This is a genomic window from Nocardia niwae NBRC 108934 = DSM 45340 (assembly GCF_001613465.1).
GTDB lineage: Bacteria > Actinomycetota > Actinomycetes > Mycobacteriales > Mycobacteriaceae > Nocardia > Nocardia niwae.
Genome location: NZ_BDCK01000038.1, coordinates 60267 through 81641 on the forward strand (window position 1 = coordinate 60267; position 21375 = coordinate 81641).

Consider the following 21375-nt stretch of genomic DNA (forward strand, 5'->3'; position numbering starts at 1 on the left):
GATGACGGCGTAGGCGCCGGTATCGGTGGCGCGGAACGCTACTCGGTGAGCGCGGCTTGGAAGCGGCGCATCCCGTCGAGCCAGCGGTCGTAGTCCGAGCCCTTGTGGCGGTACATCTTCAGCACTTCCGGGTGCGGGAGGATCAAGAAGCGCTCCTCGGCCACCCCGGCGAGCACGATCTCGGCGACCTCCTCCGGCGACAGCACCGCGCCCGCGCTGGTGACCGCCTTCACCGCCAGTTCCGCCTCGGCGGCGTGCTCGGGCGGAACGAGGCCGCCCCGCAGCAACCGCGTGTCCACGCCCATCGGGCACACACAGCTCACCCGGACCCCTCGGTCGCCGTAGGTGACCGACAGCCACTCCGCGAAACCGACGGCCGCGTGCTTGGACACCGCGTACGGCGCCGAACCGAGCTGGGTGAGCAGCCCCGCCGCCGACGCCGTGGCGACGAAGTAACCCCCGCCCCGCGCCACCCATCCGGGCACCAGCAGCCGCGCGGCGCGGACGTGGGCCAGCACATTGACCTCCAGCGCGGCCGTCCACTGCTGGTCGGTGCTGTCCAGACCCGCGCCCCCGCCGATGCCCGCGTTCGCGAAATACAGGTCGACCGGACCGAACTCCGTCTCGGCGCGTTCGATCAAGGCGCGGATCACCGTCTCGTCGGCCACATCCCCGCCGACCGCGACCGCATCCGGCCCGAGAGACTCCGCGACTCGCGCCGCACTCGCCTCGTCGAGGTCGGCGAGCACCACACGCGCACCGGCGCCGACGAGCCGGGCGGCCAGAGCCGCCCCGATCCCCGCGCCCGCCCCCGTGACAATGGCAACTTTGCCCGAAATCTCCATCCCCGCACCCTAGCGGGGTGGCACCGGCCCGCCGCCGAGGATCCTGCGACCCGCGCGGCGCGGACGCGGTGGCGAAGGACTACGCCGGAGTTGATCAGCCCGAATTCGCCAGCCGGTCCAGCAGCGGGGCGGTGCGTGGGCCCACCAGCTCGCGCATCACCAGCGCCATGTTGGTCCGCTCGACGCCGGGGATCTTCAGGATCTGCCCGGCGATCCGATACAGGTCGTCGGCGTCCTGGGCGACCACCCGCACCGTGAGATCGGTCAGTCCGGTCATGCCGCACACCTCGGTGACCTCGGGCACCTCGGCGAGTTCGTCCACCACCGAATCCAGCCGGTGCTGATCGACGACGACCGCGACGAACGCCGCCAGCGGATAGCCGAGCGCGCGCGGCTCGACCCGCCGCTCGAAGCTGCCCAGCACGCCGCCCGCCTCCCAGCGGGACAAGCGGGCCTGCACGGTGTTGCGGGACAGGCCGAGCCGCGCGGCCAGCTCCACACCCGTCGCCCTGGGATTGGCGACCAGCTCCAGCAACAGCCTGGCGTCCGTGGCGTCCAGGGTCACGCCGACGTTTTCTCTGGTCATACCACGCAGTATGACATCAGACGGCGGGGCCCAATTGAGCATTCTGCCCATCCCCCGATCAGTCACTTGCGCAGTTCGCATTCGGGTGGATGCTGTGAGATAGACCACATTCTGTGCGTCTACGACCTGGTGAGGAGGCGATCACCCATGCCGGGCAAGCATGAGTTTCCGGTGCAGCTGGTGCAGCCGGACGGTCGCCGCGTCCTCGATCACGAACACGCCCCGCTGATCGCCGACGTCGGCCCGGAGCAGGTGCGGGCGCTGTACGAGGACATGGTGGTCGCCCGCCGGATCGACGTCGAGGCCACCGCGCTGCAACGGCAAGGCCAGCTCGGCCTGTGGGCGCCCATGCTCGGGCAGGAGGCCGCCCAGGTCGGCTCCGCACACGCGCTGCACCCCGACGACTACGTGTTCTGCAGCTATCGCGAGACGGCGGTCGCCTACTGCCGCGGCGTGCCGCCCACCGATCTCACCCGGCTGTGGCGCGGCGTCGCCCACCATTGCTGGGATCCGCACGCGGTGAACATGACAAATCCCAATATCGTCGTGGGCTCCCAAGGGTTGCACGCGACCGGTTACGCGTTCGCGGCCCATTTGGACGGCGCGGAGATCGCCACGATCGCCTATTTCGGCGACGGCGCCAGCAGCCAAGGCGATCTGGCCGAAGCGCTCGGGTTCGCCGCGACCTGGAGCGCGCCTGTCGTGTTCTTCTGCCAGAACAACCAGTGGGCGATCAGCGCGCCGGTGCGGGTGCAGAGCGCGACGCCGATCGCTCGCCGCGCGTACGGCTACGGCATGCCGGGCAGGCAGGTCGACGGCAACGACGTGCTCGCCGTGCTCGCGGTCACCAGGCAGGCGATCGCGCGGGCGCGCTCGGGCGGCGGCCCGTCGTTCATCGAGGCGCTCACCTACCGGATGGGTCCGCACACCACGGCGGACGATCCCACCCGTTACCGCTCGGCCGCCGAGACCGAGCAGTGGGCGCGGCGCGATCCGATCGATCGGATCCGCAGGCTGCTCGAGCGCGAGGGGCACTGGGACGACGCGTTCGCGAGCCGAGTCGCCGAGCGGTCGGACGCGGTGGCCCGAGCAGTGCGCGGCGCGACCACCGGCCTGCCCGATCCCGCGCCGAGCGAGCTGTTCGACCACGTCTACACCACCCCGCATCCGCTGATCACCGAGCAGCGGCGGGCGTACGCGGAGTACTTGGCCGGCGATCCCGGCGGGTCCTCCGCACGAGGAGAAGGAGTCCCGCGATGATCACCACCTTCGCCGCCGCGCTCAACACCGGCCTGCGCCGCGCGCTGGAGGACGATCCGAAGGTCCTGCTGATGGGCGAGGACATCGGCCGCCTCGGCGGAGTGTTCCGGGTGACCGACAGCTTGCAGAAGGACTTCGGCGACAACCGCGTCATCGACACGCCGCTGGCCGAATCCGGCATCGTCGGAACGGCTTTCGGCATGGCGCTGCGGGGCTACCGGCCGGTGTGCGAGATCCAGTTCGACGGGTTCGTCTATCCCGCGTTCGACCAGATCGTCTCGCACGTGGCCAAGATCAATTACCGGACGCAGGGAAAAGTGCACGCGCCCTTGACCATTCGCATACCGTTCGGCGGCGGCATCGGCTCGGTGGAGCACCACTCCGAGTCCCCCGAAGTGTACTTCGCGCACACCGCCGGGCTGCGCGTCGTCACACCGAGCAATCCGGCGGACGCGTACTCGATGATCCGCGCGGCGATCGCGCTGAACGACCCGGTGATCTTCTTCGAACCCAAGCGCAGGTACTGGGACAAGGCCGAGGTCGACTTCGCCGCGCTCGACCGCGACGGCGGCCTGCCACTGGATCGCGCGCGCGTGTGCACCACGGGTTCGGACGCGACCGTCGTCGCCTACGGCGGAACCGTGGCCACCGCGCTGTCGGCCGCGCGGATCGCCGCGCGGGAAGGACACGCGCTCGAGGTGATCGACCTGCGCAGCCTCTCGCCGATCGACTTCGACACCGTCGAGGAGTCGGTCGCCAAGACCGGGCGGCTGATCGTCACGCACGAGGCCCCGGTGTTCGCCGGGCTCGGCGCCGAGATCGCCGCGCGCATCACCGAGCGCTGCTTCTATCACCTGGAGGCGCCCGTGCTGCGCGTCGGCGGCTTCGACATCCCCTACCCCCCGGCTAAGCTCGAGAAGCACCATCTGCCCGACCCAGACCGCATTCTCGACGCGGTCGACCGTTCCCTCGCCGCGTGAGGCGAGCTGCGCCGTAATGCGAGGTGCCGCGTGGAAAACCAGGCCCGCCAGGATCTTCCGGCGTCCGTGCTGGAGTTCCGGCTGCCGGATCTCGGGGAAGGGCTGGCCGACGCCGAACTGGTGTCGTGGGCGGTGGCGGTCGGCGACACGGTCGAGTTGAACCAGACCATCGCCGACGTGGAGACGGCCAAGGCGCTCGTCTCGTTGCCGTCGCCGTTCGCGGGCCGGGTGCTCGAATTGCTGGCGCGACCGGGCGACACCGTCGCGGTCGGGGCGCCGCTGATCCGCGTCCTGGCGGCCGGAGCCGACGACACGAGCGAGGCGGGCCGCGCCTCGGTCTTGGTCGGCTACGGCCCCGAGGCGGAAGCGACATCCCGACGGCGTCCACCCGCGCAACCCGGCGTTGCGTCGCCCGACGAACTCCACGAGCCGCAGGCACCGGACAGCGCGCCCGCCGCGGCGCGAGCGGCGGCGACGCCTGCGGCGCGGAAACTGGCTCGCGAACTCGGTCTGGACCTGTGGTTCATCGCCGGTTCCGGGCCGGGCGGCGCGGTCACCGTCGAGGACGTGCGCGGCGCGGTGCCTGTCTCGGCGCCGCGTCCGGCCGAGCCGGCCGCCGCACCCGCCGAAGCGATCCGGCCGTCCGCGCGCGAGGAACGCACCCCGATCGGCGGCATCCGCAAGCGCACCGCCGCGGCCATGCTCACCAGCGCCCGCACCATCCCGCAGGCCAGCGTCTTCGTCACCGTGGACTGCACCGCCTCGATGGAACTCCTGGATCACCTGCGCAGCACGAAATCCTTCGCGAGCCTGCCCCTGACACCGCTGGCGCTGGCCGCCAAGGCGACGCTGGCCGCGCTCGCCGACTTTCCCGGCATGAACGTCTGCTGGGACGAGGCCGCTCAGGAGATCGTCACCAAGCACTACGTCAATCTGGGCATCGCGGTGGCCACGGAGCGTGGGCTGCTGGTCCCGAACATCAAGGACGCGCAGACCCTGAATCTGCGCGACCTGACCCGGGAGATCGGCTGGCTCGCCGACACCGCCCGCGCGGGCGACGCGACGCCCGCCGACCTGCGCGGCGGCACGTTCACCATCACCAACGTCGGCGTTTTCGGCGTGGACGCCGGAGTCCCGCTGGTCAATCCGGGCGAGTCCGCGATCCTGTGCCTCGGCGCGATCGGCAAGCGGCCGTGGGTGGTGCGCGACGAGATCGCCATCCGGTGGGTGACCACGCTCGGCGTGAGCTTCGACCATCGCATGATCGACGGCGAACTCGCCTCCCGCTTCCTGGCCGGCATCGGGGGATTCCTGGAAGACCCGCTCACCCTGCTCGGCCGCGCGTGATGCCGGTGCGGCGCGGCGTCAGTCCGTGACGAGCGCCGCCGCGGCCGTCCGGATGACCTGAGGGATCTCGACCGGCTTGCGGGTCTCGGCGTCCACGTAGACGTGCACGAAGACCCCGGTGGCCGACAGTTCCAGCGCGCCGTCGGCCTCGCGGAAGATGGCCAGATCGTAGGTGATGCTGGAGCGGCCGAGCCGGGAGATGCGCAAGCCGACCTGCACCTGGTCGGGGAAGCTGATCGAGCCGAGAAACTGACAGGAGGTCTGTGCCACCACACCGAGCGCGGGCAACTCGCGGATATCGGTTCCGGTGGCGCGCATCAACCACGCGTTGACCGCGGTGTCGAAGTACGAGTAATAGGTCACGTTGTTGACGTGCCCATAGTGGTCGTTGTCGGCCCACCGGGTCGGCACCGGCCAGAGCACCGGATACTGCTGCGTCACCCGGCCGACGATAGCTCAGTGGATGTCGTGCCGCGTCCAGCGCGCCGCGTGCGGGGCCTACGTGGCTACGCGAGTTCCCTCCTCCGGCCCCGACCGCACACGGCTGTGCCGGTGATCGCGCGGAGAGACGCCGAAGTGCCGCTTGAATGCGGTGCTCAGCGCGAACGCGCTGCCGTAGCCGACCTGCCGCGCGATGGCCTCGATGGTGGCGTCGGACTCCTGCAGCAGGTCGGCGGCCAGCGCCAGCCGCCATTCGGTGAGGAACGCCATCGGCGGCTCGCCCACCAGATCGGTGAACCGGCGCGCCAGCGCGGCCCGCGACACGCCCACCGCGTCGGCCAGGCCCGCCACCGTCCACCCGTGCGCCGGATTGTGCTGGAGCAGGCGCAGGGCCTTGCCGACCAGCGGGTCACCGTACGCGTGGTACCAGGCGGGCGCGTCGTTGCGGGAGAACCAGGCACGCAGCGCGGCGATCAGCACCAGATCCAGCAGGCGATCCAGCACCGCGCTCTGCGCGGGCTCGTCCCTGGTCACCTCGTCGACGAGAATGTCGAGCACCCGGCTGTCGAACTCGTGGCGCTGCAACACCAGCACCGGCGGAAGCGCGCGCAACAGGCGCCGGCTGGCCGCGCCCGCGGACTCGTAGGTTCCGGTGACCATGAGCGTCGCGCCGTTCGGATCGGTCCCCCACTGCCGAACTCCCAGACTGAGTGTCTCGCAGAGGATCTCACCCTCCGGCGTCTTCGTCACCTGACCGGGATGGATGATGATCTGCGGTTCGGTCGCCGGGTCGTCGGCCACCGTGTACGGCGTGGGCCCGCGGAAGATCGCGACATCGCCCGCGCCGAGCTGCCGCGGCGCGCCCTCGTCGGTGACGATCCACGCGCCGCCGCGAATCATCGACAGCACGGTCAGTGGAGCCTCGTCCTGGATGCGCAGCGACCACGGCGGATCCAGCAGCGAGCACATCAGGAACGCGCCGCGAGCGCGAGGGCCTTCGAGCAGACTGGCGAGCGCATCCACGCTCCTACAGTAGACGATCACGCATGATCATGAGCCGTTGAGCCATGTTCCGTCTCAACCGCGGCGGATGTACTGAATCCATGACACACACCACCGCTGACCGGCACCCATCCTCGTCACCGGCGGCACCGGCAAGACCGGCAGTCGCGTCGACACCCGGCTGCGTGCGGCCGGGCGCCCGGTCCGGATCGGCTCACGGGCGGCGGAAATCCCGTTCGACTGGGCCGACCGCGGCACCTGGCCTGCCGCGCTTTCCGGCGTGCGAACCGTCTATCTCGCGTTCCAACCGGACCTCGCGGTGCCGGGCGCCCCGGAGGTGATCCGCGCGTTCACCGCCGCCGCCGCGCACGCGGGCGTGCGCAAGCTGGTGCTGCTGTCCGGCCGGGGCGAACCGGAGGCCGCGCGATGCGAGCGGATCGTCCGGGAGAGCGGGCTGAACTGGACGTGGTGCGCTGCAGCTTCTTCGCGCAGAACTTCAGCGAGGGCGCGTTCGCCGACCACCTGGTGGCCGGCGAACGCGCGCTGCCCAACGGTCACGTGCCCGAACCGTTCGTGCACGCCGACGACGTCGCCGACGTGGCCGTCGCCGCGCTCACTTCGGACCGGCACGACGGCGAGAGCTACGAGCTGACCGGCCCGCGATCGGTCACCTTCGGCGAAGCGGTCGCGGAGATCGCCGCCGCGACCGGGCGGCCGATCGCCTTCGTGCCGATCTCCCGGACGGCTTTCGTCACCGCGCTCACCGAATCCGCCGTGCCCGCCGACCTGGTGAGCCTGCTCGACTACCTGTTCGGCGCGGTGCTCGACGGGCGCAACGCCGAACCGGCCGACGGTGTGCACCGCGCGCTCGGCCGCAGTCCGAAGGATTTCGCCGACTTCGTGATGGAGACGGCGACCACGGGAATCTGGAATGCCCCGGCCGCACGAAACGTTTGACATGGTGAAGAAGACTCGCTCGCGGACGTGGCGCGCAGCGTGGCGCGTCCCGCACGGCCGCACGACCAGGTCGACGGAGCCCTGGGCCGGTTCCGCGGGCGAGGCCGACCGAGGCGGACGTTTTCTCGGTACCGTCGATATGGTGTTGAGCCCGACGGTCGATCGCCCGGTCCGCGTCGCGCGCGCCGCCGTGTTCACGGTCTTCGCGTTGAACGGCTTGCTGCTCGCCATGTGGGTGGTGCACATTCCGGTCATCACCGACCGCACGGGCGTCTCGAAATCCACGCTGGGCATGTTCATCCTGCTGATGTCCGGTGCGGGCATCGCGGGGATGCGGCTGGCCGGGCCGCTCGCCGATCGGTTCGGCAGCAGGGCGCTGGTCGGGGCGGCCGCGTGCATCGCGTCGGTGGCGGTGGTCGGCCCCGGCCTCGCCACCGGACCGTTCACTTTGGCGGCAGCACTGGCCTGCTTCGGTTTCGGCAACGGCGCGCTGGACGTGTCGATGAACACCCAGGCGGTGCTGGTGGAACGTGCCTACCGGCGTCCGATCATGGCCGCTTTCCACGCGTTGTTCTCCGGCGGCGGCCTGCTCGGTTCACTGCTCGCAGCCGCCGCGCTCCGCGCGGGCTGGGACATCCGGGTGACCCTGATGCTCGCCTCCGTCGGCTGTATCGCGCTGACCCTCACGCTGGTGCCACGGTTGCTGCGCGAGAACAGCTCCGGTGCGGACGCGCCCCATGAGGTCGCTTCGGTGCACGCCGCCGACCTCGAAGACACACCGCTGGACCACGAAGCGACATCGCCCGAGAGCGCTCCGTCCCGGCACGATGTCATGCCGATCGGCGCCCCGCTCGACCCGCCCGGCGGTGAGCGGCCGGCCCCCGCGCGGCTCGACGCTGCCGATCGCGGCCGAAAGGTGTTCGCGCTGGCCGCGATCGCCTTCACGCTGCTGCTGGCCGAGGGGGTGGCCGCCGACTGGAGCGCCTTGCAGATGCGCGAGCATCTGGACGCCGACGCGGCGACCGCGGCCCTCGCCTTCGGTGCCTTCTCCACCACGATGACGATCGGCCGTTTCGGTACCGACCGGGTCAGCCACGTCTTCGGCCGGGTCGCGGTGGTGCGCTACGGCTCGCTCATCGCGGCCGTCGGCCTCGGAGTGATCGTCGTCTCGCCGTGGATTCCGCTGACGCTGCTCGGCTGGACCATGGCGGGGCTCGGCCTCGCCGGCGGCATTCCGCAGATCTTCACCGCGGCAGGGAATCTCGGCTCCGCCCGGGCCGCTACGGACATGTCGCGGGTGTTCAGCATCGGCTATCTCGGACTGCTCGCCGGGCCCACGATCATCGGCTGGCTCACCGCCGTGATGTCGCTGACCACGGCGATGATCGTGCCGATGATCGCGATACTGCTCTGCTGCCGGTACGCGAACGTCGTCGCCACGCCGCGCGCGGATTGAGGATCAGAGGTCCAGCGTCAGTTCGACCATCGGCACCGCATCGATACCCCTGCCGGTGGCTTCCTCGACTATCCGGCCGAGATTCCGGTATGCCCGGGGATGGACGCGCCGGTACTCGTCGAGGACGAGGGCGGACTCGTCCGCGCTCAGCACCCGGGCCAGCGCTGGAACCCGTACGTGCGCGGCGATACTCACGTGACAGTGCGGATCGGCGGCGAGATTGCGGAACCACTGCGCCTCGGCGCCGAATCCGGACGCGATCACCACGCGGTCGCGCCTGGGCCGGGCCACGGTCTCCAACGCCACATATCGTGCTTTCCCCGAGCTGCGGCCGGTGTGTTCCAGCAGCAGGAGCCGTCCGCCCAACAGGAAGCCGAGCCTGGCGCGGAACACCGTGATCGGCGCGCGCACAAACCATCTGTTCCGCAGTAATCGCGCGCCGATGCTCGTCATCGTTGCAGGCCGGTGCCGACCGCTACTTCGGCGGCACCAGGCACAGGGTGATCGGCTCGGGCTTCGGGTAGACGATCGTGTCGTTCTCGGTCGCCTTCGCTCCGCAGGCGGATTTGTCCGCGGTGCCGCGCACGATCCGGCCGATCTTGAAGTCCGCCGCCGAGCCACAGGCCACTTTGGTGCTGGCGCCGAGGAAACCGCCGTCGATGCAGTCGCCCTCCTTGACGTTCAGCCGCAGGCACAGCGTGTACTCGTTGCTGCCGGTCTGGTAGTAGCTGGCGTAGTCCTTGGTGGGGCAATCCGAGTTCGATCCGTCGAGCCGTTGCGCCACCACGTAGTTGGCTTCGGCATCGGAGCATTCCCTGGTCTCGAACTCGGCTTTGACCGTGGTGCCCGACAATTTCGCGCACTGACCGATCTCGATCTTCTCGCCGTCGGAACGGAACACGGTGCGGGCGCCGACGACCAGCAGGCCGAGCACCACGACGACACCGAGCACGGCCAGGATCTTGCCGACTCCGCCACCGCCGCTCCGATTTTGCTGAGGCGGCGGTCCCGGCGGCGGGAAACCCCCACCGGGATAGCCGGGCTGCGGCGGGAAACCGCCTTGCGGCGGATAGCCCGGCTGCGGCTGCCCGGGCTGAGGGTAGCCCGGCGGCTGACCGGGATAACCCGGCTGGCCCGGGTAGCCCTGCGGCGCACCCCCGGGCGGTTGCTGTGGATAGCCGGGCTGACCTGGCTGTGGATAGTTCGGTGGTGTGGTCATGGATCCCCTCCCCGGGTCTCGCGTGGTTCCGTGCGCACAGGCGACGGGCGAACCCATGGAATCTAGCCGATCGGAGCGAGCCCCGCCCCGGCGCCGGACCGGTCATCCGGCACAACGGCTTCGGCTGCTCCGGGTCGTCACAGATACAGTCCCGCATTCACCGCGTCCTGCGCGACGGCATCGATCCTGGCCTCGCCGTCGCGTTCGGCCACGAGCTCGGCCAAGCTCGCGCCGTCCGGAAACGCGGCGGCCGCGCCCGGCCGCTCCCGCTCCAGCCAGGCCGCCGCTTCCCCGGCGGACAGCCGCCCGATCTCGATCCGCGCCAGACATCGGCCCGGCCGCGTCACCGCGGGGTGCAGGCGCGACAGGTCCTCGTTGGTGGTGATGGCGACCAGCACATCCCTGCCCTGGCCGAGCATGCCGTCGGTCAGGTTCAGCAGGCGCGAGAGTCCCTGGCCCGCCGCCTCCTTCGCTTCCCCGCGGATCAGCTCGTCGCAGTCCTCCAAGACCAGCATCCGCCAGCGGTGCGTGCCCTCCTCGGCGTTGTCGACACCCGCGGCCACGTCCATCAGATAGCCGGGCTTGCCGAACATCACCTCGGGATCGAGCACACAGTCGAGCTGACACCAAGCGCCCCAGGCCCGTGCCAGCGCGCGCAGCGCGGTGGTCTTCCCCGTGCCCGGCGGCCCGTGCAGCAGCACCAACCGGCCACGGACGTCGTCGGCGCCGAGCGACATCAGCCGGTCCATCGCGGCGGCGACCCGCCCCGCGTAGTTGCCGCGAATCGACGACCACTGGGGCGCCGAGATCGAGCGCGCGCGCCGCTGCGGGCCGTGGTTGTGCATGTGCCAGAAGCCCATCTCCACGGTCTCGCCCACTTCCGGCGGGGCCGCCGCGTCCCTGGTCGCCTCGGCGAGCAACTCGTCCGCGAGCGTCTCGGTGACGGCGGTGACCTCGACCATCGCCGATCCGCCCGACCAGCGCACCGACCGCAGCGACCAGCCGGGCCCGACCACAAGCGTCACCCCGCTGTCGTTGTCGCGCACCGTGCGCGCCACCCGGCCGCGTCCGGGACGCAGCGGCGCGCCCGGACGCACCCGCTCCAGATGCGCGGTGCGCGCGCAGGGCTGGTCGCCGCGCAGGAACGGACCGAGTGCGAGGGCATCGATCGCATCGCGGATGGAGTACGTGGAATCGACTACGACGGTCCACGGCAGCCGCTCGGCCGGATCGGCTGTGGGCTCCCCGGGACCGATCCACCGAAGAGGCTCATGACGTGCGGACACTCCGAGAATGATCCGGGGCGGCGGGCCACGGTGTCCATCGAATTACGCGAGCGCCCCTCCACCCGGGTGGGTGGAGGGGCGCGTCGAGGAAACCTTTGGCCTACAACGCCTTCAGTTCCTCGGTGACCGCTCCGACGGATTTCTTGGCGTCGCCGAACAGCATGGAGGTGTGGTCGGCGTAGAACAGCGGGTTGTCGATACCCGCGAAGCCGGAGTTCATCGACCGTTTGAGCACGATCACCGACTTGGCCTGGTCGACGTTCAGCACGGGCATGCCGTAGATCGGACTCGAGGAGTCCTCGCGGGCGGCCGGGTTGGTGACGTCGTTGGCGCCGATCACCAGGGCGACATCGGTGCGATTGAATTCGCCGTTGATGTCGTCCATCTCCTTGAGCGCGTCGTAGGACACCTCGGCCTCGGCCAGCAGCACGTTCATGTGTCCGGGCATGCGACCGGCGACCGGGTGGATGGCGTATTTGACCTCCACGCCCTTGGCCTCCAGCAGCGAGGCCATCTCCTTGACCGCGTGCTGCGCCTGCGCGACCGCCATACCGTAGCCGGGGACCACGATCACCTGGTTCGCGTACGCCATCTGGATCGCGGCGTCCGCGGCGGAGGTGGCCTTGGCCTGCTTCTGCTCACCACCCGCGGCGCCCGGCGCGGTCCCGCCGCCGCCGAAGCCGCCCGCGACGATGGCCGGGATGGACCGGTTCATCGCCTTGGCCATGAGGTTGGTCAGGATGGTGCCGGACGCGCCGACGATCATGCCCGCCACGATCATCGCGGTGTTGTTCAACGCCAGACCCGCGGCCGCGGCCGACAGACCGGTCAACGCGTTCAACAGCGAGATCACCACGGGCATGTCCGCGCCGCCGATCGGCAGCACGACCATCAAGCCGAGCACACCCGCGAGCACCAGCACCGCGATCATCCACAGCTGCGACACCCCCTCACCCGTGGCGCCGACACCGATCACCACCGCCGCGGCCACCGCACCCAGCAGCAGCAACAAATTCAACGGTTGCTGCAACTTCCCGACGCCGATCGGGCGGCCGGGCAGGATCTCCTGCAACTTGCCGAACGCGATCAGCGAACCCCAGAACGACACCGAACCGATGATCGCCGCGAACAGCGACCCGATCACGATGTGCACGGTCGGTTCCTCGTCGAAGTGCGAGAAACCTTGGGAGTTGATGAATTCCGACCACGCGATCAACGCGACCGTGCCACCGCCGACACCGTTGAACGCGGCCACCAGCTGCGGCATCGCGGTCATCTTGGTGTACTTCGCGGGCGGCACACCCAGCACGACACCGACCACCAGACCGGCGACGATCAGAATCCAGTTGCTGGTGTGGCGGACCGAGATCAACGTCGCGATCACCGCGATCACCATGCCCACCGCGGCGATCAAGTTGCCGCGCACCGCGGTCTTCGGGCCGGTCAAACCCATCAGACCGTAGATGAACAGCGAGAACGCCACGATGTAGAGACCGTTGACCAGATAGGTCACGTTGTCGAAGGTATGCATCATTCACCCGCCTTCTGAGCAGCGGGCTTCTTGCTCTTGAACATGCCCAGCATGCGGTCGGTGACCACGAAACCACCGATGACGTTCAGGGTTCCGAACACCACCGCCACGAACAGGATGATCTGGGTCAGGATCGACGGGTCCTGCACGTTGCCCAGCGTCACCAGCGCACCCAGCACGACGATGCCGTGAATGGCGTTGGTGCCCGACATCAACGGCGTGTGCAAGGTGTTGGGCACCTTGGAGATGACGGCGAAACCCACGAACCCGGACAGCACCAGGATCGCGATATTCGCCAGCAGTTCGGTATACATCAGTTCTCCACCTTCGCCTCGGTCGCGTCCTTCACCTCGGCCGATTCCTCCGCCTCGCCCGCCTCGGCCGCGTCCGCCACCTCGGCTGCGCCGGCCGACTCGGTCGCGTCACGGGTGACGCAGGAATCCGCCAGCACCTGATCGCCGAAGTCGGGCGCGAGCTTGCCGTCGACCAGCATCAGCTCCAGCAGCGCCGCGATGTTCTTCGAATACAGCTCCGAAGCGTGCTCGGGCATGGTGGCGGGCAGATTCAACGGGGACGCGATGGTCACCTCGTGCTTGACCACGGTCTGCCCCGGCTCGGTCAGCTCGCAGTTGCCGCCGGTCTCACCGGCCAGATCGACGATCACGCTGCCGGGTTTCATACCCTCCACCGCGGCCGCGGTCACCAACCGCGGCGCCGGGCGGCCCGGCACCAACGCGGTCGTGATGACCACGTCGAAGCCCTTGATCGCGTCTTCCAGCGCCTGCTGCTGTTTGGCCTTCTCCTCGTCGGTGAGCTCGCGGGCGTATCCGCCCTCACCGGCGGCATCGATACCCAGATCCAGCCACTGCGCACCCACCGACCGAACCTGATCGGCGACTTCGGGCCGCACGTCGTAACCGGTGGTCCGCCCGCCGAGACGCTTGGCCGTGGCCAACGCCTGCAAACCCGCGACACCCACACCGAGCACCAGCACCGTCGCCGGCTTCACCGTGCCCGCCGCCGTGGTCAGCATCGGGAAGAACCGCGTCGACTCCGACGCCGCCAGCAACACCGCCTTATACCCCGCGACGTTCGCCTGCGAGGACAGCGCGTCCATCACCTGCGCGCGCGAGATCCGCGGAATCGCCTCCACCGCGAACGCCTGCACTCCAGCCGCCTTCAGCGCACCGATCTGATTCTCAGCGTTACGCGGCGCGAGGAACCCGATCAGCGTCTGCCCCGACGACAGCTTGCCCACCTCGGCGTCACTGGGCGGGGCGACCTTCACCACCACGTCCGCCGACCACGGATCACCGATCGACGCGCCCGCCTGCACATAGGCTGCGTCGGGAATCAGCGCGCCGTTGCCTGCCCCGGACTCGACGACAACCTCCACGCCCTGCTTCACCAGGCTCGGAATGATCTTCGGCACCAATGCGACACGTCGTTCGCCCGCGTTGGATTCGCGAACGACACCGACACGCGCGCCGCGCGGCGATGGATCGCCTACGCTATGCGTTGTCTCCACTTGTCAGACTTCCTTCTCTTACCGAGCTTCAGGCAACGGGTAGACGACCGGACGATGTTACTGTCGAGTAAGTTCGCCCAAATCCTCGCAACTGTACCTGGCCCGCCGTGAGCCTAGCTGAGATGCCCGTCACACACGCCGGGCGAACCGCGCTGGTGCGCCGCCGGTCGCCCGGGCGTCACCGAGCGGCCGTCGGCCGCCGAGCGGCGGTCCGCCTTTTTCCTTCTCGGTGTGTGATCGTGGTCGCCGCAGGTGAACACGGCAAGACCGTACGGAGAAGTTCGTTACCAACCTCGAGGTCAGGCACCTGGTCGGACATTCGGCGCACAGCGGCGCAGTGACGTGCGTCATGCCGATCGGCGCTCGGGGGTGTTCCGCTCGCCTCGTACGCCGTATGGTCCAGCGTGTGAACGACTGCGTCTTCTGCCGCATCGTGGCAGGCGAAGCCCCGGCGGCGAAGGTGTACGAGGACGACGCGCTGTGCGCGTTCCTCGACATCCGGCCGGTCGCCCGCGGGCACACGCTGGTCATACCGAAACGGCACGCCGCCGAGTTGGAGGACCTCGACGCCGAACTCGGCGCGCAGATCTTCCGGGCCGGGCATCGGCTTGCCCTGGCCATCCGGCGCAGCAGCCTCGCCGCCGACGGCGCCAACTTGGTTCTCAACGACGGAACCGCCGCGTTCCAGACCGTGCCGCACGTCCACCTGCACGTGATCCCGCGCAGACACGGCGACACGCTACGGTTCGCCAAGGGATTCCTGCTGCGGCGCCCGCACGATCCGGTCGCCACCGCCGCGGCCATCCGGGACGGCATCGCGACATTGGAGAACGAGGGCGAAGGCCCGGAAAAGGAAATCGACGGATGACCGAGACGTTCGATCGGACCGCGCTGATCGAGCTGCTGTCCCAGCAGTGGGACGCGATCGATGCCCTGATCGCTCCCCTGGACGAGGACCGCTGGCGCACCACGTCGGCGTTGCCCGGCTGGACCGTGTTCGACGTCGTCGCCCACGTCGTCGGCACCGAGTCCTGGCTGCTGGGCGACCGGCCGCCGGCGCACGACCCGACCAAGCCGAAGACCGACGTGAGCACGCTGCCCTACGTGCGCAACGAGACCGCGGTGCTCAACGAGATCTGGGTGGACCGGCTGCGTCCCCTGTCCGGCGCGCGGCTGCTCGAGTTCTACCGGGGGGTCGTCGACCGCAGGCGTGCGGCGCTCGCGGCGATGGGCGACGCCGAGTGGGCGAAGGAGACGATCTCGCCGATCGGGCAGGTGACCTACGGCAGATTCATGCGCGTGCGACTGTTCGACTGCTGGATGCACGAACTCGACATCGCCGACGCGCTCGGTGTGCCGGTGGACGAGGGCGGACCGCGCGGCGAGCTGGCGTTCCAGGAGTTCGCGGGCAGCGTCCCGCGCGTGGTGGCGAAGAAGGGCGAGGCGCCCGACGGTGCGCGCATCGCCTTCGCGCTGACCGGGCCACTGGCCAGGACCTTGCGCATCCAGGTGGCGGGCCGAGCCGGCTACGTGGACGCCTTCGACGGACCGGCCACAGTCGAAGTCGGTTTGGACTCCGGGCTTTTCGTGCGGCTGGGCGGCGGACGTACCACCGCGGAACGACATGCGGACGAGATCGCCATCCGGGGCGACCAGGAACTCGGGCAGCGCCTCGTCCGCCACCTCGCCTTCACCATCTGATCCGCGGTGCGGCTCTTCCTGTCCAGCTACCGCTTCGGCGCGCACTACGACCGGCTCGTCGCCCTCGCGGGCCCGCCCGGCCGGGTCGCGCTGATACCGAACGCCTGCGACGCCTGGCCGCAGGCATGGGCCGCAGCGGTGACCAGTGACACGTCGCCACTGCGCAAGCTCGGTTACCGGCCCGAGGTACTCGACCTGCGCGAGTACGCCGGCCGGGAGACCGAGCTGGAACGGAAGCTGGCGGAGTTCCCGCTGGTGTGGGTGCGCGGCGGCAACACGTTCGTGCTGCGCGCACAGTTCGCCCGCAGCGGCGCGGACCGAGTCCTTCCCCGGCTGCTCGCCGCCGACGCACTCGTCTACGCCGGTTACAGCGCCGGAGCCTGCCTGCTGACCCCCGACCTGCACGGGCTGGAATCGGTGGACGACCCGGACGAGGTCGCGCCGACGTGCGGCGTCGAACCGCGCTGGGACGGGCTCGGATTGGTGGACCGCCGGATCGTGCCGCACGTCGATTCCGCCACCGACACCGACGGTGACTGCACTCGGCTCGCGGCCCGTTACCGCGCCGAAGGCGTCGCGCACTGGGCGCTGACCGACGACGACGCGATCGTTGTCGACGGCGCGCGCACCGACGTGCTGATCAATCCGAGATCGTGAGGCACGTTCGCCGCCGCTCGAGATCGCGAACGCGGTAGTCCCGGCACTCTGCGCACCGGTCAGCGGTTCGGGCCCTGTTCCCGGCTGGACCTCACGCCACTTCGGGCGCGAGCGCGGGCTTCGGCTCTGCGGCGCGGCGGAAGACCACCCAGCGCATCGCGCTGTACATGTAGATCGCCTCGCATGCGCCCGCCAGCAACCGGGACAGGTGGTATTGCAGGCCGAGCGCGGTGAGTCCGCTGCCGATGCCGAGGATGAACGCGAGGTAGTTGAGCACGACCACCACGACGTACACCGCGGCCTGCCTGCCGACCGGCGCGTGGGAATGGAAGTTGAACGTGCGATTGAGTACGAAGCTGAGCGCGAACGCGCACACGTACGCCACGGTCACCGACAACCACACCGGCAGCTCGAACCCACCGTGCAAAAGAGTGAGCAGCGCCAGGTCGACAGCGAAGGTGCCGCTGTTGATCAGCGCGAAGCCGAGAAAGGTCGGCGGGACGAGACGGTTCAGTCCGAACGGCAGCCGGGCGACGACCGCCTCGCACCAGTGGGTGAACCGATCGGCGACGGTGTCGGCGGTCTCGGACAGCTCGTGCACGCGACCAGGGTGCCAGCGGCAGATGTCCGGCAGATGAGCGGGCGGCGACCGGCCGGTGGCTCAGCTGATCTGGGCCTGGCCGGGATCGTCCGCGTCGTGCTCCAGCCCGGCCCACGCCGCCAGGCAACGCCGCCGCGCGACGTCGTCCGCGTCGGCCAGCAACGCCTCCAGCAACTCGCGAGGCTCGCGGCGCCAGAGATCGGTCAGCTCGGCGAGTGCCTCGTTGCCGAAGACACCCGAGCGGTCCAGCGCGGTCAGCCACTCCTCGTGCTCGCCAGCGTGCACCCGGCGCAGCGCGTCCGGATCGATGCCACCCTCGACGAATTCGCTGGAGAACATCGCGGCGACCAGTTCCCGGCGACTCGGTTGTCCGCCCTGCATCCGTTCCATCCCTCCAAGTGGTACGCGGCGAACCGCATGACTGCCGGCGCCGCGACGTGGCGACCCCGGGAGAACTCGATGTCCCGACAGTCAAGCCCCTGTCGGCATTCTGGTCTCCCGAAGGCGGTAATACCACTGTGGCGGGTGACATCACATTTCGGGGCGTCCGTTCGCCCGCGGGCACGGGTCGGCCGATCAGCAAATACCGGGCACGGCGAGCTAGCGTGAGGTTGTGGACCTGCATGAGTTGATCGCCGCTCTCCCCGACGGCACGGTGCTCACCGATCCCGACCTGCTGGCCGGCTACCGGCAGGACTGGGCCCGCGATCCCGGCGCCGGCACCGCGCTGGCCGTGGTGCGGGCCACCGGTACCGACGACGTGGCCGCGACGCTGCGGTGGGCCGCCGCGCATCGTGTCCCGGTGATCCCGCGCGGAGCCGGATCCGGGCTGTCCGGGGGCGCCACGGCCGTCGACGGAGCCATCGTGCTCACGACCGAGCGGATGCGCGCGATCACCGTCGACCCGGTGACCCGGACCGCGGTGGTGCAGCCAGGCCTGCTCAACGCCGAGGTCAAGCGCGCGGTCGCGGAGCACGGTCTGTGGTACCCGCCCGACCCGTCGTCGTTCGAGATCTGCTCGATCGGCGGCAACGCCGCCACCAATGCGGGCGGACTGTGCTGTGTGAAGTACGGCGTCACCACCGATTACGTGCTCGGCATGCAGGTCGTGCTCGCCGACGGAGCAGTCGTGCGGCTCGGCGGCCCGCGCTTGAAGGACTCGGCCGGGCTGTCGCTGACCAAGCTGTTCGTCGGCAGCGAGGGCACGCTGGGGGTGATCACGGAACTGACCCTGCGGCTGCTGCCCGCGCAACCGCCGCAGAGCACGGTCGTCGCGAGCTTCCCCACGCTCACGGCGGCCACCGAGGCGATCCTGACGATCACCGGTGAACTGCGTCCGTCGATGCTCGAGTTCATGGACTCGGTGTCGATCAACGCCGTGGAGGACCAACTGCGCATGGGATTGGACCGGCAGGCGGCCGCGCTGCTGGTCGCGCGTTCCGACGCCCCCGGCGAGTACGCCCGGCGCGAGGCCGAGGTCATGGCGGCGGCCTGCGAGAAGGCCGGGGCCACCGCGGTTTTCCAAACCGAGGACCCGGCCGAGGGCGAGGCGTTCGCGGCCGCCCGGCGTCTGGCGATTCCCGCCGTGGAGAAGCTCGGGCCGCTGCTGCTCGAGGACGTCGGTGTGCCGCTGCCCCGGCTCGGCGACCTGGTGTCCGGCGTGGCCGAGATCGCCGAGCGCAACGCGGTGACGGTGTCGGTGATCGCGCACGCGGGCGACGGCAACACCCATCCGCTGATCGTGCACGACCCCTCCGACGCGGATCACACCGCGCGAGCGCACCGCGCCTTCGGCGAGATCATGGACCTCGCCATCGCACTCGGCGGCACCATCACCGGCGAGCACGGCGTCGGCCGTTTGAAGAAGGCCTGGCTGCCCGATCAGCTCGGCCCCGACGTGATGGCCCTGACCCGGCGCATCAAGGACGCGCTCGACCCGGACGGCATCCTCAATCCCGGCGCGATCCTGTGACCGAGCCGGAACATTCCGTACCGACAAGGAGTTCTACCCGACTATGACGACAAGGCTCGAACACAACGTCGCCGACACCCGATACGAGATCTACATCGATGACACTCTCGCCGGGTATGCCGACTACGCCGAACGCGAAGACCCCAAGGTTCGCGACTTCCACCACACGCTGACCTTCCCGGAGTTCCGGGGCCGCGGCGTAGCCGCCCAAGTCGTCGAATTCGCTCTCAACGACTCCCGCACAGCGGGCTTCTCGGTTGTGCCCACCTGCTGGTACGTGGAGCAGTTCATCGCCGAACACCGCGAATACGCCGATCTCGTCTCCTGACCGCGGAACATACCGGGACTCAACGGCCGCTTGCGGCGGGCAAGCCCGGTATCACTGTCTTCGTCATGCCGTGCACCGCGGTGAAATCCGTCCGGGGACAACCATGTGCCACTCACTCCACGTCGAATCGCGTTGGGAGGCACGGTCGCTGTGTTTCAATGGTGCTATGCCGGTCGTGCGAGCGGATGGGTTCTGAGGTTGCAGTCCATATTTTCGGAGTGGTATGGGCCCGACGAGGACGATATTCGTGAGTTCATCATGTCCGCCACGATCGCACTCGACGCCAATATCATGCTCGCCCTGTATCGGGTCAGCGATTCCCAGCGTAAGCAGATCTTGGAAGTTCTCGAGATCGTCTCGGATCGACTGTGGGTTCCCTACCAAGCCGCCTTGGAGTACCAGCGAAATCGGCTGAAGGTGGCCGCCGACCAACAGAAGACACACGAATCGATATCATCGCTGGCGAACAAAGGATTCGACACCGCACACGCCGAGTACATCAAGGCGATAGGGGAACTGCGCGCCAACGCCGTCAGAGACATCAGGGATCGCGAGATCCGGGCGGCCATCGAGCAGGAGTTCGGCAATGCCATCGACTCGCTCAACGAGGCGCAGGCCAGGAGTCGGAGCATAATGACCTCCGCCCTGGACGAGCTGCGGAGCAAGCACACCATAGATTTCCGGACCGTACGGCAGTCCGACCCGATCCGCGCTTCCCTCGACAGTCTGATCACCGATGCACGCGTGGGGAAGAAGCTCGACGCCCGAGCATACGACGAACGAAAAAAGAAGGCCGAAGCGCGCATTACGGCTCGCATACCACCCGGGTATGCGGACATGTCGAAGGATGACGCCACGGGTGATTGCCTGATCTGGTTCGAGCTCCTGGACCTCGCGAAGAGCACCGAAACTCCCGTCCTCTACATCACCGATGACACGAAAGACGCGTACCTGAAGGTGCACGGGCAGATCATCGGTCCCCATGTCCAGTTGATCCGGGAGATGGCCGAGGAGTCCGGCCAGAAGTACCACCAAACCACGCTGGACGGTTTTCTGAGGCTGGCGAAGAAGCACCTGAAGGCAACAGTGTCCGACGAGACCATCCGAACGGTCGAGTCTTCCCGGAAAGCCCGCAGTAGCAAACCGCGAGAATACGGAAACATCCTGCGTTTCGTCACTGCGAACGCTCCGGAAGGCGCAGAAATCCCGGGTTTCCTGGTCGAACTCACCGACGAGGAGTTCAACTCGCGCGGCAAGCGAGTATTCGTGACCATCCCCAGTACGAGCTGGCTGGAGACGTCCGGGGTACTGGTGCACGATTCCGTCGTGCTGGAAAACAACGGGAACGGTTACGACATCATCGGCCCGGTGGTCGACCGGAGGACGGGTTCGGAAAGGCTGCCGATATTCCCCGAAACCTGCGGCGACTGCGGTAGCGAACTGACTTTGATCAGCCAGAACGGACGCGAATGGCTGAAATGCCCGAGCGAAGCATGTCGCCAGAGGTTGAACGGGCGCCTGAGGTCGGTCACGGGTCCTTGAACCGCAGCCGGTGCCACAGTTGCGCCGTGCAGCCATGAACGGCAGTGGCCTGCCTGCGCCTCACGGCCCCGTACGGCTCCGAGCTGGAGCATCGCCCGCTTCAGCATGATGCCCGGACTTGAAACGGAATGATCCG

General features: G+C 69.0%; 23 protein-coding genes. 11 read left to right on the forward strand and 12 right to left on the reverse strand.

Translation table 11 applies throughout. The features are described 5' to 3' along the window. Nucleotides 1-38: 38 nt before the first annotated feature. Together NNI01S_RS26395 and NNI01S_RS26400 are read right to left on the reverse strand one after the other, a co-directional pair. The gene (locus tag NNI01S_RS26395; RefSeq protein WP_063022990.1) at nucleotides 39-845 is read right to left on the reverse strand and encodes an SDR family oxidoreductase; all 807 of its coding nucleotides are present in this window, start codon (nucleotides 843-845) and stop codon (nucleotides 39-41) included. 94 nt (nucleotides 846-939) lie between these two features. Then, nucleotides 940-1431, reverse strand: a complete 492-nt coding sequence (locus NNI01S_RS26400) for an Lrp/AsnC family transcriptional regulator (RefSeq protein ID WP_063022992.1) — start codon at nucleotides 1429-1431, stop codon at nucleotides 940-942. A 147-nt stretch (nucleotides 1432-1578) separates the two neighbouring features. Between NNI01S_RS26400 and pdhA the strand changes: the two genes are divergently transcribed. The 3 genes from pdhA to NNI01S_RS26415 are packed head-to-tail and all read left to right on the forward strand — an operon-like array spanning nucleotide 1579 to nucleotide 5018. Continuing rightward, complete coding sequence (pdhA, locus tag NNI01S_RS26405) at nucleotides 1579-2691, forward strand: pyruvate dehydrogenase (acetyl-transferring) E1 component subunit alpha (protein WP_063022994.1); 1113 nt, start codon at nucleotides 1579-1581, stop codon at nucleotides 2689-2691. Beyond that, nucleotides 2688-3671 carry an alpha-ketoacid dehydrogenase subunit beta gene (locus NNI01S_RS26410; protein ID WP_063022995.1) on the forward strand — a complete coding sequence of 328 codons (984 nt, stop codon included), beginning with the start codon at nucleotides 2688-2690 and terminating at the stop codon, nucleotides 3669-3671. The genes pdhA and NNI01S_RS26410 overlap by 4 nt, the downstream gene beginning before the upstream one ends. Before the next feature lie 30 nt (nucleotides 3672-3701). Continuing rightward, nucleotides 3702-5018 (forward strand): dihydrolipoamide acetyltransferase family protein, encoded by a 1317-nt coding sequence (locus tag NNI01S_RS26415; RefSeq protein ID WP_084489331.1) that lies wholly within the window; start codon nucleotides 3702-3704, stop codon nucleotides 5016-5018. Nucleotides 5019-5036: 18 nt separating this feature from the next. Here NNI01S_RS26415 and NNI01S_RS26420 read toward each other — a convergent pair whose 3' ends face one another. Both NNI01S_RS26420 and NNI01S_RS26425 read right to left on the reverse strand, forming a co-directional pair. Then, nucleotides 5037-5459 carry an acyl-CoA thioesterase gene (locus NNI01S_RS26420; protein WP_245676380.1) on the reverse strand — a complete coding sequence of 141 codons (423 nt, stop codon included), beginning with the start codon at nucleotides 5457-5459 and terminating at the stop codon, nucleotides 5037-5039. Between the two features lie 57 nt (nucleotides 5460-5516). Next, on the reverse strand, nucleotides 5517-6482 hold the full coding sequence (locus NNI01S_RS26425; protein WP_063022999.1) for an AraC family transcriptional regulator: 966 nt from the start codon (nucleotides 6480-6482) through the stop codon (nucleotides 5517-5519). A gap of 405 nt (nucleotides 6483-6887) precedes the next feature. Between NNI01S_RS26425 and NNI01S_RS36175 the strand changes: the two genes are divergently transcribed. Together NNI01S_RS36175 and NNI01S_RS26435 are read left to right on the forward strand one after the other, a co-directional pair. Then, nucleotides 6888-7418: a Rossmann-fold NAD(P)-binding domain-containing protein gene (locus NNI01S_RS36175; RefSeq protein ID WP_245676381.1), complete on the forward strand. Its 531-nt coding sequence runs from the start codon at nucleotides 6888-6890 to the stop codon at nucleotides 7416-7418. Between the two features lie 139 nt (nucleotides 7419-7557). Then, on the forward strand, nucleotides 7558-8874 hold the full coding sequence (locus NNI01S_RS26435) for an MFS transporter (RefSeq protein WP_063023117.1): 1317 nt from the start codon (nucleotides 7558-7560) through the stop codon (nucleotides 8872-8874). 3 nt (nucleotides 8875-8877) lie between these two features. On the opposite strand, the gene NNI01S_RS26440 is transcribed toward NNI01S_RS26435, so the two are convergent. The 6 genes from NNI01S_RS26440 to NNI01S_RS26465 form a co-directional block, all read right to left on the reverse strand. Next, on the reverse strand, nucleotides 8878-9327 hold the full coding sequence (locus NNI01S_RS26440) for a nitroreductase family deazaflavin-dependent oxidoreductase (RefSeq protein WP_063023001.1): 450 nt from the start codon (nucleotides 9325-9327) through the stop codon (nucleotides 8878-8880). A gap of 22 nt (nucleotides 9328-9349) precedes the next feature. Then, entirely contained in the window at nucleotides 9350-10093 is a 744-nt protein-coding gene (locus NNI01S_RS35610) for an LppU/SCO3897 family protein (protein ID WP_174554498.1), read from the reverse strand. Nucleotides 10094-10230: 137 nt separating this feature from the next. Then, complete coding sequence (locus NNI01S_RS26450) at nucleotides 10231-11379, reverse strand: DUF5925 domain-containing protein (protein ID WP_063023005.1); 1149 nt, start codon at nucleotides 11377-11379, stop codon at nucleotides 10231-10233. A gap of 100 nt (nucleotides 11380-11479) precedes the next feature. Further along, complete coding sequence (locus NNI01S_RS26455) at nucleotides 11480-12910, reverse strand: NAD(P)(+) transhydrogenase (Re/Si-specific) subunit beta (protein WP_494407696.1); 1431 nt, start codon at nucleotides 12908-12910, stop codon at nucleotides 11480-11482. Next, complete coding sequence (locus NNI01S_RS26460; RefSeq protein WP_063023007.1) at nucleotides 12910-13224, reverse strand: NAD(P) transhydrogenase subunit alpha part 2; 315 nt, start codon at nucleotides 13222-13224, stop codon at nucleotides 12910-12912. The genes NNI01S_RS26455 and NNI01S_RS26460 overlap by 1 nt, the downstream gene beginning before the upstream one ends. After that, on the reverse strand, nucleotides 13224-14438 hold the full coding sequence (locus NNI01S_RS26465) for a Re/Si-specific NAD(P)(+) transhydrogenase subunit alpha (protein WP_063023009.1): 1215 nt from the start codon (nucleotides 14436-14438) through the stop codon (nucleotides 13224-13226). Before NNI01S_RS26465 ends, NNI01S_RS26460 begins: the two co-directional genes overlap by 1 nt. A 406-nt stretch (nucleotides 14439-14844) precedes the next feature. On the opposite strand from NNI01S_RS26465, the gene NNI01S_RS26470 reads away from it, so the two are divergent. Genes NNI01S_RS26470 through NNI01S_RS26480 form a run of 3 tightly spaced genes read left to right on the forward strand, consistent with a single transcriptional unit; the run spans nucleotide 14845 to nucleotide 16796 of the window. Next, a complete protein-coding gene (locus tag NNI01S_RS26470; protein WP_174554499.1) occupies nucleotides 14845-15306 on the forward strand; it encodes an HIT family protein in 462 nt (153 codons plus the stop codon). Continuing rightward, nucleotides 15303-16139 (forward strand): maleylpyruvate isomerase family mycothiol-dependent enzyme, encoded by an 837-nt coding sequence (locus NNI01S_RS26475; RefSeq protein WP_063023013.1) that lies wholly within the window; start codon nucleotides 15303-15305, stop codon nucleotides 16137-16139. The genes NNI01S_RS26470 and NNI01S_RS26475 overlap by 4 nt, the downstream gene beginning before the upstream one ends. A 6-nt stretch (nucleotides 16140-16145) precedes the next feature. Then, nucleotides 16146-16796, forward strand: coding sequence for a Type 1 glutamine amidotransferase-like domain-containing protein (locus NNI01S_RS26480; RefSeq protein WP_063023015.1), 651 nt, complete (start codon nucleotides 16146-16148; stop codon nucleotides 16794-16796). A 91-nt stretch (nucleotides 16797-16887) separates the two neighbouring features. Here the strand turns inward: NNI01S_RS26480 and NNI01S_RS26485 are convergent, their stop codons facing one another. Both NNI01S_RS26485 and NNI01S_RS26490 read right to left on the reverse strand, forming a co-directional pair. Further along, entirely contained in the window at nucleotides 16888-17397 is a 510-nt protein-coding gene (locus tag NNI01S_RS26485) for a GtrA family protein (protein ID WP_063023017.1), read from the reverse strand. 60 nt (nucleotides 17398-17457) lie between these two features. Further along, nucleotides 17458-17787 carry a hypothetical protein gene (locus tag NNI01S_RS26490; RefSeq protein WP_084489332.1) on the reverse strand — a complete coding sequence of 110 codons (330 nt, stop codon included), beginning with the start codon at nucleotides 17785-17787 and terminating at the stop codon, nucleotides 17458-17460. Between the two features lie 223 nt (nucleotides 17788-18010). Here NNI01S_RS26490 and NNI01S_RS26495 point away from each other — a divergent pair, with 223 nt between their 5' ends. The 3 genes from NNI01S_RS26495 (at nucleotide 18011) to NNI01S_RS26505 (ending at nucleotide 21239) form a co-directional block, all read left to right on the forward strand. Continuing rightward, a complete protein-coding gene (locus tag NNI01S_RS26495) occupies nucleotides 18011-19369 on the forward strand; it encodes an FAD-binding oxidoreductase (RefSeq protein ID WP_063023019.1) in 1359 nt (452 codons plus the stop codon). Nucleotides 19370-19412: 43 nt separating this feature from the next. Then, nucleotides 19413-19697, forward strand: a complete 285-nt coding sequence (locus NNI01S_RS26500) for a GNAT family N-acetyltransferase (protein WP_063023021.1) — start codon at nucleotides 19413-19415, stop codon at nucleotides 19695-19697. A gap of 258 nt (nucleotides 19698-19955) precedes the next feature. After that, on the forward strand, nucleotides 19956-21239 hold the full coding sequence (locus NNI01S_RS26505) for a PIN-like domain-containing protein (protein ID WP_063023023.1): 1284 nt from the start codon (nucleotides 19956-19958) through the stop codon (nucleotides 21237-21239). Nucleotides 21240-21375: the final 136 nt, after the last annotated feature.